General features: G+C 72.6%; 9 protein-coding genes. 3 read left to right on the forward strand and 6 right to left on the reverse strand.

Annotated elements, in window-relative coordinates:
* Nucleotides 1-39: 39 nt before the first annotated feature.
* The gene (locus ACZ7DE_RS14395; protein ID WP_470761106.1) at nucleotides 40-570 is read right to left on the reverse strand and encodes a toxin-antitoxin system, toxin component; all 531 of its coding nucleotides are present in this window, start codon (nucleotides 568-570) and stop codon (nucleotides 40-42) included.
* 32 nt (nucleotides 571-602) lie between these two features.
* Nucleotides 603-1,256: a helix-turn-helix domain-containing protein gene (locus ACZ7DE_RS14400; protein ID WP_470760913.1), complete on the reverse strand. Its 654-nt coding sequence runs from the start codon at nucleotides 1,254-1,256 to the stop codon at nucleotides 603-605.
* Between the two features lie 243 nt (nucleotides 1,257-1,499).
* Here ACZ7DE_RS14400 and ACZ7DE_RS14405 point away from each other — a divergent pair, with 243 nt between their 5' ends.
* Nucleotides 1,500-2,174, forward strand: a complete 675-nt coding sequence (locus tag ACZ7DE_RS14405) for an MmyB family transcriptional regulator (protein WP_470760915.1) — start codon at nucleotides 1,500-1,502, stop codon at nucleotides 2,172-2,174.
* Nucleotides 2,175-2,410: 236 nt separating this feature from the next.
* Here ACZ7DE_RS14405 and ACZ7DE_RS14410 read toward each other — a convergent pair whose 3' ends face one another.
* From ACZ7DE_RS14410 to ACZ7DE_RS14425, 4 genes are all read right to left on the reverse strand, one after another.
* A complete protein-coding gene (locus tag ACZ7DE_RS14410) occupies nucleotides 2,411-3,349 on the reverse strand; it encodes a PDR/VanB family oxidoreductase (protein ID WP_470760917.1) in 939 nt (312 codons plus the stop codon).
* The gene (locus tag ACZ7DE_RS14415) at nucleotides 3,346-3,519 is read right to left on the reverse strand and encodes a hypothetical protein (RefSeq protein WP_470760918.1); all 174 of its coding nucleotides are present in this window, start codon (nucleotides 3,517-3,519) and stop codon (nucleotides 3,346-3,348) included. Before ACZ7DE_RS14415 ends, ACZ7DE_RS14410 begins: the two co-directional genes overlap by 4 nt.
* Nucleotides 3,516-4,583: an aromatic ring-hydroxylating dioxygenase subunit alpha gene (locus ACZ7DE_RS14420; RefSeq protein ID WP_470760920.1), complete on the reverse strand. Its 1,068-nt coding sequence runs from the start codon at nucleotides 4,581-4,583 to the stop codon at nucleotides 3,516-3,518. Before ACZ7DE_RS14420 ends, ACZ7DE_RS14415 begins: the two co-directional genes overlap by 4 nt.
* Nucleotides 4,584-4,722: 139 nt before the next feature.
* Nucleotides 4,723-5,151: a hypothetical protein gene (locus tag ACZ7DE_RS14425; RefSeq protein WP_470760922.1), complete on the reverse strand. Its 429-nt coding sequence runs from the start codon at nucleotides 5,149-5,151 to the stop codon at nucleotides 4,723-4,725.
* 441 nt (nucleotides 5,152-5,592) lie between these two features.
* On the opposite strand from ACZ7DE_RS14425, the gene ACZ7DE_RS14430 reads away from it, so the two are divergent.
* Together ACZ7DE_RS14430 and ACZ7DE_RS14435 are read left to right on the forward strand one after the other, a co-directional pair.
* The gene (locus ACZ7DE_RS14430; protein ID WP_470761108.1) at nucleotides 5,593-7,728 is read left to right on the forward strand and encodes an ATP-binding SpoIIE family protein phosphatase; all 2,136 of its coding nucleotides are present in this window, start codon (nucleotides 5,593-5,595) and stop codon (nucleotides 7,726-7,728) included.
* Between the two features lie 563 nt (nucleotides 7,729-8,291).
* On the forward strand, nucleotides 8,292-10,346 hold the full coding sequence (locus ACZ7DE_RS14435) for a phosphocholine-specific phospholipase C (protein WP_470760923.1): 2,055 nt from the start codon (nucleotides 8,292-8,294) through the stop codon (nucleotides 10,344-10,346).
* The last annotated feature ends 358 nt before the right edge of the window (nucleotides 10,347-10,704 follow it).

Below are 10,704 nucleotides of genomic sequence, written 5' to 3' on the forward strand. Positions count from 1 at the left end.
CGAACGTGCCGTCGGCCCCGACGGGCGCGGAGCCGTGGGTCAGCTCTGTGGTCCCAGATATCCCAGCGACGCCTCGATCCGGCCCGCCAGGTGGTCTCGCTGGCCGCGTCCGCGCGGCGCCGAACCGGGCAGCCAGGCACGGCACTTGCTGGCCAGCAACAGGCCGAAGGTCTCGGCCTGCCGCTCATCGGCCAGGTCGAAACGGGTGCGTGCGGCGACGCTGCGGACGGTCGCCTGGAGGTCCGCCCCGTCGCTGAGTAAGCGGGCCGCGACGGCGGCGCCCTCGACGTGGTGGCTGCAGTGGCCCGCCTTCATGTGCCACAGCTCGTGCCCCAGGATCACCAACTGGTGGTCGGGCGCGGTCCGTTCCTCGATGACGACCAGATCCTGGTCGGACATGTCGAGCCACAGCCCGCTCGCCGTGTCGGCCGGGAACGGCGCCATGCGGAAGTGGACGGGACGGCCGCGCCGTCTGCTCATCCCGTCGCACAGCGCGGTGTACAGGTCGGCCGGCGCGGAAGGGGCCGGGAGGGTCAGCTCCGCGACCAGCTCACCGCTGAGGCGGCGCATTTCCTTGGCGATGCTCACGCTTCTCCCCCGGATCACGACTCGGGCCGCTTCACGCTCTCCAGGAGCATGTCCAGCCACTCGGCGACCTTGTCGCGGTGCTGGTCGGTGGGCAGTTGGGCCGCCCGCCACGCGATCCCGCGCACGCCGTGGTCCTGCAGCAGCCGCTCCAGCGGGTCCTCGGCGGCCGCGGCCGCCTCGCGCGCGGCCAGCTTCTGCAGCAGCTCCTGCTCGGTGTGCTGGAGTGCTCCCGCGAGCGCCTCGGGGTCCTCGGCCGTGAGGAACCCGGCGTGCACACGGAAGAACCGCTGGAGCGCGTCGCAGTGCTCCATCGTGGGGCGCCGGTCGCCGTTGATGAGGGCGCCCGCCTGCTGGCGCGACATGCCCGCGCCGTCGGCGATCTCCTGCTGGGTGTACCTGCGGCCGTTGGGCTTGAGGCGCGTGCGGCGCAGCAGATCCAGGCGCTGCAGGAAACGGGCCTGGACGTCGGGCTCCCCGGCGGGCCGGCCGCTCAGCAGGGCCTTGACCACTGACTCCGGGACACCGGAGGCGACGGACAGCCGCCCCGTGCCGAAGACCTCCGCGTGCGGTACGCCGAGCCGGTCGGCGAGCGCGGCGACACGGGCGACGACGGCCGACAGCAGCACCGTCGCCGCGGCGCCCGGAACCTCGAAGCCATCCTCCGACACCGACAGGTCTCCTAGGTCTCTCACGTCCCTCTCACAGGCACACGATCACCGGCACAGACGGTCGCCGTGAACTGCGTGGAGAGTAGCCCGTCTTTCGAACTCACATCCAGGTCTCGCCACAACTGTGGCCAATTTCAGCCGTCAACGACCATGGAATGCCACGATAGTTGACATGCCTCGCGTCCGGGCAGCAGGATCGGGACGCCGCGTGAAGGCCGCAGAGGCAAGAGGGGTGACCTCCCGATGGCGTATCAGGCAGGAGGGCAGCGGTCCGTACCGCGGCCCGTCCCCGAGAGTCCCGAGGCCCAGGCGTACCTGCAGGACTACGCCGCTTACCTGGAGGCCGTCCCCTTCCCGTCCGTCGTTCTCGACCACCGCTGGGACGTGGTGCTGTCCAACGCCGCTTTCGCGTCACTTTTCCGCGAGGTGAGCCCCCATCCGACGGCTCTGCCGAGCGACAACTTCCTGCGGTTCATTCTGTTCCATCCCGACGCGTCCTCGGTCCTCGGCGATCACGAGGCCGGCTGGTGCCTGCCGATGCTCGCCCGGTTCGCCGCGGCCGTGGAGCGGCACGGTCATGATCCCGTGCTGCAGGCGATCCGCCGCGACATCGCGCAGGATCCCATCATGGAGGCCGCCTACCGGTACGGGCTGCCGCACTGGATCCGTGCGGTCGGCGAGGACGCCGTCGAGCACGACGGCGCGGTCCGCCGTCTGCTGCATCCCGACCCGCGCCGGGGCGCCACGGAGTGCCGCATCGTCGGCGACACCCCCAGGACCCTGCAGGACATGGGGTACACGCGGCTGACCATGGTGCTGCGCGAGGCCCCCGCGGCCACCGCGCCGCGCAGGGCGCGCGCCGCACGCCGCACCGCGAGTCACCTCAGCGTGGTCCCGGCGCCCACTCCCGAGGCCTGACCGCGGCCGCAGCGGTCCGTCCGCCCCTGCGGAGGTCCGTCGCCCGGGACCTGGACGGGCGCCGCCGGCGTTCAGGTCGCCGACGGCGCCCAGGCCGCCCGCCCACGCGCCTCGCCGGCGCGGGCCGCGTCGCGGGCAGCTGCGCGAGAGCGTCGCTTTCACGAGGCCGGAGGCGCACCCGACTCCGTCCGGCCGGCGTGCGCACTCGTGCACGCCGGCCGCGTTCGCGCCCCGGATCACAGGTCCAGCACGAGCTTCCTCCCCCGACACCGGGACACGCAGATCATCATCGTCTCCCCGGCCTCCCGCTCCTCGGCGCCGAGCACGGAGTCCCGGTGCTCCGGCGTGCCCTCCAGCACGTCGGTCTCGCAGGTGCCGCAGGTGCCCTCCGTGCAGGAGTAGAGCACCTCGACGCCCTCCGCGCGCACGGCGTCCAGCACCGACACGCCCGGCGCGACGGTGAGCGTACGGCCGCTCCGCGCGAGTTCGACCTCGAACGCGTGCTCCTCGCCCGCCGGTTGATCCTTCGCCTGGAAGCGCTCGACGTGCAGAGCCCCGGCCGGGCAGCGCTCCTCCACCGCGTCCAGCAGCGGGCCCGGTCCGCAGCAGTAGACGAGGGCGTCCGCGGGCAGCGCGTCGAGCACCGAACCGAGGTCGAGCAGTCCGGTCTCGTCCTGCGGGGCCACGGTGACCCGGTCGCCGTAACCCGCCAGCTCCTCGGTGAACGCCATGGAGGCGCGGGTGCGGCCGCCGTACAGGAGGCTCCAGTCGGCGCCGGCCGCCTCGGCCGCCGCCAGCATCGGCAGGACGGGGGTGATCCCGATGCCGCCCGCGATGAACCGGTAGCGGGGCGCCGGGCGCAGCGCGAAGTGGTTGCGTGGGCCGCGTACCCGGACCTTGTCGCCCCGCCCCAACTGCTCGTGCACATGGGCGGATCCGCCCCGCCCGTCCGGTTCGCGCAGCACCGCGATCCGCCAGGCGGTGCGGTCGGCGGGGTCGCCGCACAGCGAGTACTGCCGCTCGAGGCCCGGTCCGAGGGCGACGTCGACGTGGGCGCCGGGCTCCCAGGCCGGCAGCGGCTCGTCCAGCGGATGGCGCAGGGTGAGGGCGATCACCCCCTCGGCCACCGACTCCTTGGATTCGACGACGAGTTCGGTCTCGTACAGGTCGCTCATGAGGTGCTTCCCTGCGGTGCGTGTCCTTCGGGGTGGGCGAGCATCCACTCCCACATCTCGATCGGGTCCTGCGAGGTGTGTTCCGCGCCGCAGTGACAGGTGCCGTGCAGGACGTCGGTGCCCGGCAGCCAGTCGATGCGGTAGATCTCGCCGGTGGCTCCCGTGCTCACAGCGCCCTCTCCACCGGCTTGTCGCCCTCCTCCACCAGCCGGGCGAGGATGCGGCGGGCGGCCAGGCCGCCGGTGTCGATGTTGATGCTCAGCTCCTGGTATCCGGAACGCTCCGAACCGAGCGTCCGCTGCAGGAGGTTGAGCGCGTCGACGTCCTGCATGACGACGGTGTGGTTGTTGCCCCGCAGGAACTCGGTGACCTCGTCGTCGTCCGTCGCCCAGTCCCGCGAGACCATCCAGAAGTCGTACACCTTGCCGTCGGCGGACGGCGTGATGGCGTAGGTGATCTCGGTGTGGAAGCCGTTCGGGTCGCTGCCGTCCGCCTCGGGCAGGACGCCCACCGGTGCGATGCGGCTGTGCAGCAGGTACAGGCAGGGGGCGTGGTACTCGATGTCCTGCCAGCGGGTGATCCGCCCCTCGATGCCGGTGGAGCGGGCGTAGAACGGCGGGCACTCGGCGTCGTCCATGTGCCGGCTGACCCGCACGATCCCCGCGCCCTCGTCGACCTCCGTGGTGATGGGCGTCTCGGCGACCTCGGGGGTGCCGATGTAGCCGCCGTGCAGATACGTCTCGTGGGAGAGGTCGAGCAGGTTGTCGACGAGGAGCCCGTAGTCGGCGTCGATGGGCTCCATGCCACGCACGGTGGTCCAGCCGGGGGCGTCGAGGTGACGGGCGCGCGGGATGGTCAGCGGGTCGGCGAGGGCCGGGTCGCCGATCCACACCCACACCAGGGAGTCCTGCTCGACGACCGGGTAGGCGGCGACCCGGGCGGTGCGCGGGATGCGCTTCTGGCCGGGGACGTACACACACGCGCCGGTCGTGTCGTACGTGAAGCCGTGGTAGCCGCACACGATGCGGTCGCCGTCCAGCCGGCTCTCCGAGAGCGGGAAGCGGCGGTGCACGCAGCGGTCGTGCAGCGCGACGGGCGTGCCGTCCTCCTCGGTGCGGTAGAAGACGAGCGGCTCACCGAGGATCGTCCGGCCGAGCAGCTCCTCGCGCCCGACCTCGTGGCTGTAGGCGGCGACGTACCACTGGTTCCTGGCGAAGGCGGTGGTGTGAGGCATGGCGTTCCCGTCCCTGAGAGCGGGGCTCCCTCGCCCCGCGTGCCGTGGTTGGACTCAGGTTCGTGACGGCCGTGGTCGCCGCGCAAGGCGGCTTCTGCCAGACGGAAGCGTCTCTACGAAAGGGCCGGCCGGGTCCGTGTCATCCGTCTCGCCCGTCGCCGGCGGGCGTCGGCGGCGCCCGCGGCGCGCGGAACGGGCAGCCGACCGCGGCGGCCAGGACGATGATGCCGACCGCGATCAGCGAGGCGGACAGGCCGTCCATGAAGGCGGACTTGACGCCGTCCGTCAGGGTCGCGCCTCGGGCGCCGAGCCGATCGGCGACATGGAGGCCCGCCGCGGCGGAGTCGCGCGCGGCTTCGGCGGCTTCGGCGGGGAGCCGGTCGAGGGAGTCCGGCAGGTCGGAGCGGTAGTGGCTGCCGTAGATGGAGCCCATGAGGGCGAAGACGAGGGTGCCGATCTGGACGGCCGGCCCGTGGCAGCGAAGGACCGGGGCTCTCGCGATCTCGCCCCGGACGATGGCGGGGCGGCACGCCGAGGCGCGTGAGGCGCCCGTCGGCAGTGATGACACGGCAAGTGGCCTCCCTGCCGCGCCCAGGCGGAGCCGCCTCCCGATCAGCGGCTGACATATCTGCTGCTGTCCGCAGGACGGCCGCTGGATCACGGTCAGCGGGCACGGCTCGCTGACCCGTCCACGGTCGCTCTGGCAGTGCGCTCAACCGGAACGCGTACGGCTGGGCAGCGCCGGCGTCCACGACCCCGGGACAACACGGTCGGGGCCGGCGCTGCTGACGGGCGGCCGCAGTGGTTCACCTGCATCACGGTGAGCCGCCCCGCGCGGGCCCTGCCGGTCGCCTTCCCGGCCCCGGCCCCGGCCCCGGCCCCGGCCCCGGCGGCGGTGGCCGTTGCCGGGACGTGCCACGGTCCCCCCCCGCAAGGCGGGACCGCCTGGGGCTCGCAGGTCTCCCGCTCGGCGTAAGGTCGAAATGTGGAAGTCACGGCCGAGGACCTGATGTCCCGTGTCGCGCGTGCGGTGGCCCCGAGAGCGGACGAGCTGATCGCGGAGGTGACGCGGCGCCTGCGAAGTGACGTTCCCGAGCTGTGGAGCGCTCCTGACCTCGCCCGCATGACCTCCGAGAGGATCGCCGAACATATCGTCGGCGTGCTGGCCGCCCTGGAGCTCGGTGTCGCGCCGGGCGGGATCGAACCGCCCCCGGCCGACGAGGACCCCGCTCGTCGGCTGGTCCGGCACGGCGCGCCCGTCACCGCGATGCTGCGGGCGCAGCGGCTGGGGGAGGACGTCATCCTCGACAGCCTTCTCGCGGAGCTGCCCCGGCTGACCACCGACCCCGACATGATCAGCGCGACGTCGCGCCGGCTGCTCGCGATCGCCACCGGCTACGTCGACCGTGCAGCCGAGCAGGGCGTCCTCGACTACCAGAGAGAAAGGGAGCGTCGCCTGCAGTGGCGGCTGGCCATGGTGAACGAGGCCGGCGTGCGCATCGGGACCACCCTGGACATCGCTCGCACCGCCCAGGAACTCGCGGACCTGGCCGCAGACCACTTCGCCGACGTGGTCACCGTCGACCTGATCGACTCCGTGGTCCACGGACACGACGCTCCGGGGGCGAGCCCGCTCGTACTGCGCAGGATCGCCCAGGCGTCGGCGGCGGAAGACGGGCCGAAGCCGACGATCCAGTTGCAGGAGCTCCACACCTGCCCGGACGGATCGCCATCGGCTCGTGCTCTGACCAGCGGGCAGCCCTCCCGGCACTCGGCGGCGCCGACGGACTCGGCCGACGCCGCCGGAACCCGTCGCGCTCACTCCACACTGGTGGTGCCCCTGAGCGCCCGCGGCACGACCCTCGGCGTCGCGCAGCTTTCTCGTCACCGCAACCCCGACCTCTTCGAGGACGAGGATCTGTTCCTCGCCCAGGAGATCGCGGCCCGGGCAGCGGTGGCCGTCGACAACGCCCGCCGCTACACGCACGCCCACAACACGGCCGTCGCCCTGCAACGCAGTCTGCTCCCTCGGGGCGCGGCGGAGCAGTGCGCCGTCGACGTCGCCTCCCGCTACCTGCCCGCCGGCGCCCAGACCGGCGTGGGCGGCGACTGGTACGACGTCATCCCGCTGTCCGGCGCGCGGGTCGCCCTGGTGGTGGGCGACGTGGTCGGCCACGGCATCCACGCCGCCGCCACGATGGGGCGTCTGCGGACCGCGGTCCGCACCCTCGCCGACATCGACCTGCCGCCCGACGAACTGCTGACACACCTGGACGACGTCGTCATCCGTCTGTCCGCCGAAGCCTCGGCCGATCCGGATTCGGAAGCGGCCGGGGACATGGGCGCCACGTGCCTGTACGCCGTCTACGACCCCGTCGCCGGCCGCTGCTCGCTGGCCCGGGCGGGGCACGTGCTGCCCGCCCTGGTGCCCCCGGACGGCACGGTCGACCTCCTCGATCTGCCGCCCGGCCCGCCGCTGGGCCTGGGCGGCCTGCCGTTCGAGGCGGCGGAGGTCGACCTGCCCGAAGGCAGCATGCTCGCCCTGTACACCGACGGCCTGATCGAAGCCCGTGACCACGACGCCGAGACGGGCCTCGCGCTCCTGCGCGACGCGCTCAGCCGGCCCTCGGCCTCCCTGGAGGCCGCCTGCGACACCGTGCTGCAAACCCTGCTGCCCGCCGACAGGCCCCACGACGACGTCGCCCTGCTGCTGGCTCGCACCCGCACCCTCGGGGACGGTCAGGTCGCCGCCTGGGACCTGGACGACGACCCGGCGACCGTGGCCCGGGCCCGTTCGAGCGTGGCCCGGCAGCTGACCGCGTGGGGGCTGGAGGACCTCGACTTCACCACCGAACTGGTGGTCAGCGAGCTGGTCACCAACGCCATCCGCTACGGCAGACCTCCCATCCGGCTGCGCCTCATCCACGACCGCACGCTCCTGTGCGAGGTGTCCGACGACGCGAGCACCACCCCCCACCTGCGTCGGGCCCGCGTCTTGGACGAGGGCGGGCGCGGTCTCCTCCTCGTCGCCCAGCTGGCCGAGCATTGGGGGACGCGCCATGCGCGGCACGGCAAGACGGTCTGGGCAGAGCTGAGCGAGACCGGACACGCCGGGGTCCCCGAGTCGGTCTCCGCGCTCCGGTGAGGTCTTGAGGGAGTCTCAGGCCGAGAACGCGCACGACATGGACGGCGGCGCCCGCTGTGCCTCCCCGCCCGACATGCGCCTCACGAAGAGGATTCCGGGGGAGAGCGGATTCGGACGAGAGCGGATTCGGACGAGAGCGGGCTGCCGGTGACCTGCCTCGACATCGGCGCCACGTTCACGGACAGTCTCCTGCGAACGAAGTCGTCCGGGCGCGCAACGATTTCGTCGAGCGCACACTGAGGCGTGAACCGCTCATCCTGAAGGAGTGGCCGCAGGAACACTCCAAGCTCCCGCTGCCGTAAGCGAGTACGCCCGATCGGTCGTCGGCGCCTCGAGGAGGCTGGTCGCGTCTGCGGCCGTCGCCAGGGCTTGTGCCCGGCCCTCGGCACCGATCGCCGGGCCGCTTGGCGACCTCTTGGCCTGTTGCACACCCCTCGTACCGTCGACTTTCACGCCGGCGTCACCCGGCCCTTCCCTGACGTTCGGTGCCCTTGCGAAACTCCTTGCGCGCATCCGTCACGACCCGGCCGGCAGAACCCTTCTGCACGAGAGGTGCCTCACCCATGTCCGAAGTCAACCGGCGACGCTTCCTCCAACTCGCGGGCGCCGGAACGGCGTTCACGGCGCTCTCCAGCAGCATCGAACGCGCTGCCGCGCTGCCCGCGAACCACCGCACGGGGTCGATCGAGGACGTCGAGCACATCGTCGTCCTGATGCAGGAGAACCGATCCTTCGACCACTACTTCGGCAGACTGCGGGGCGTCAGGGGCTTCGGCGACCCCCGCCCGGTCACCCTCGCGAACGGCAAGTCGGTCTGGCACCAGGCGGACGGCGCCGGCAAGGACGTCCTGCCCTTCCACCCCGACGCCGACGACCTGGGGCTCGCCTTCATCCAGGACCTGCCGCACGGCTGGAACGACGGGCATGCCGCCTTCCGCGACGGCAGGTACGACAAGTGGGTGCCCGCCAAGGGCGCCACGACGATGGCGTACCTGACCCGCGAGGACATCCCCTTCCACTACGCCCTCGCCGACGCCTTCACCGTCTGCGACGCCTACCACTGCTCCTTCATCGGCTCCACCGACCCCAACCGCTACTACCTGTGGACCGGTTACACCGGCAACGACGGCCAGGGCGGCGGGCCGGTCCTCGGCAACGACGAGGCCGGCTACAGCTGGACGACGTACCCCGAACGCCTGGAGCGGGCCGGGGTCTCCTGGAAGATCTACCAGGACGTCGGCGACGGCCTGGACGCGAACGGCAGCTGGGGCTGGATCCAGGACGCCTACCGCGGCAACTACGGCGACAACTCGCTGCTCTACTTCAAGCAGTACCAGAACGCCGGGCCCGGCGACCCGCTCTACGACAAGGCCCGCACCGGCACCGACGCCCGCAGGGGCGAGGGCTACTTCGAGCAGCTGAAGGCGGACGTCAAGGGCGGCAGGCTGCCGCAGATCTCCTGGATCGTCGCGCCCGAGGCCTTCACCGAGCACCCCAACTGGCCCGCCAACTACGGCGCCTGGTACGTCTCCCAGGTCCTGGACGCGCTCACCGCCGACCCCGAGGTGTGGGCGAAGACGGCCCTGTTCGTCACCTACGACGAGAACGACGGCTTCTTCGACCACCTGATCCCGCCGTTCCCGCCGGCCTCGGCCGCGCAGGGCCGGTCGACGGTGGACGTCGGGCCGGACGTGTTCACCGGCGGCAGCGGCCACGCCGCCGGCCCCTACGGGCTCGGCCAGCGGGTGCCGATGCTCGTCATCTCCCCCTGGAGCAAGGGGGGTTACGTCTCCTCCGAGACGCTCGACCACACCTCGGTCATCCGGTTCATGGAGCGCCGCTTCGGCGTCCACGAGCCGAACATCTCGCCCTGGCGGCGCGCGGTCTGCGGCGACCTGACCTCCGCGTTCGACTTCTCCCGCACGGACACCCGGCCGGTCTCGCTGCCGGACACCGACGGCTACGAGCCCCCGGACCGCGACCGTCACCCCGACTACGTGCCCACCCCGCCGGCGCACCCCTCCCTGCCCCGGCAGGAGCGCGGCACGCGCCCCACCCGTCCGCTCAAGTACGCCCCGCAGGTGGACGGTTCGGCGGATCCGGCCGCCGGGACCCTCACCCTCACCTTCGCCTCCGGGGCCAAGGCGGGCGCCGCCTTCCTGGTGACCTCCGGCAACCGCGCCGACGGGCCGTGGAGTTACACCACCGGCGCGGGCGCGACCGTCTCCGACACCTGGAACGCGGCGTACTCCGGCGGCTCGCACGACCTGACCGTCCACGGGCCGAACGGATTCCTGCGCGCCTTCAAGGGCGCGGGGAGCACGGCCGGGCCCGAGGTGGTCGCACGGCATGTCGGCGACAGCGTCGAACTGATCTTCACTCACCGGGGCCGTGGCACGGTGGAGCTGAAGGTGGCCGACGGCTACGGCGGCCGGACCACGACCGTCAGGCTGCGACCCGGCGCCGTGCTCAAGCGCACCGTGGACCTGCGCGCGAGCCGGCGCTGGTACGACCTCACGGTCACCTCGACCGCCGACCGGGCGTTCCTCAGGCGGTTCGCCGGACATGTCGAGAACGGACGGCCCGGCGTGAGCGACCCGGCGATCGTCACGGAGTGACCCGCTGGGGCCGGCGCGGCGGCGCCTGCCCGGTGACGACCGCATGGTGCGGGCCGGTCGGGTCCCGGCGGGCCCGGGGCGGCGTGCCCCGCCGACCGCGCGGGCGTACACGCCTGCAGGCCCGGATCCGCAGGGGGCGTCCGGGGGCCGGCGTCGGCTGAGGCTCCGGCGCGCAGTGGACACGGAGGAGCCGGCGCCCGTCGGACGCCGAAGAGCCGCGCGCACCGGACGCGCAAGAGGCGGGCATCGCACGCGGCGGAGGGGGGGGGGGGGTCCATCTGGGGGGGGTGGTGGGGCCCCTTCTTCCCCCCTTGCCAGGAATGTAACTAACGCGAAATGAAAGGGTCCCACAGGAAAA

It is taken from the genome of Streptomyces sp. NPDC037083, from assembly GCF_055606485.1.

Bases quoted from the DNA above. Each gene is read 5' to 3' on its own strand.
- ACZ7DE_RS14410 (WP_470760917.1), bottom strand. From the start codon at position 3,349: ATGAGCGACCTGTACGAGACCGAACTCGTCGTCGAATCCAAGGAGTCG.
- ACZ7DE_RS14435 (WP_470760923.1), top strand. From the start codon at position 8,292: ATGTCCGAAGTCAACCGGCGACGCTTCCTCCAACTCGCGGGCGCCGGA.
- ACZ7DE_RS14405 (WP_470760915.1), top strand. From the start codon at position 1,500: ATGGCGTATCAGGCAGGAGGGCAGCGGTCCGTACCGCGGCCCGTCCCC.
- ACZ7DE_RS14395 (WP_470761106.1), bottom strand. From the start codon at position 570: ATGCGCCGCCTCAGCGGTGAGCTGGTCGCGGAGCTGACCCTCCCGGCC.
- ACZ7DE_RS14420 (WP_470760920.1), bottom strand. From the start codon at position 4,583: ATGCCTCACACCACCGCCTTCGCCAGGAACCAGTGGTACGTCGCCGCC.
- ACZ7DE_RS14430 (WP_470761108.1), top strand. From the start codon at position 5,593: ATGTCCCGTGTCGCGCGTGCGGTGGCCCCGAGAGCGGACGAGCTGATC.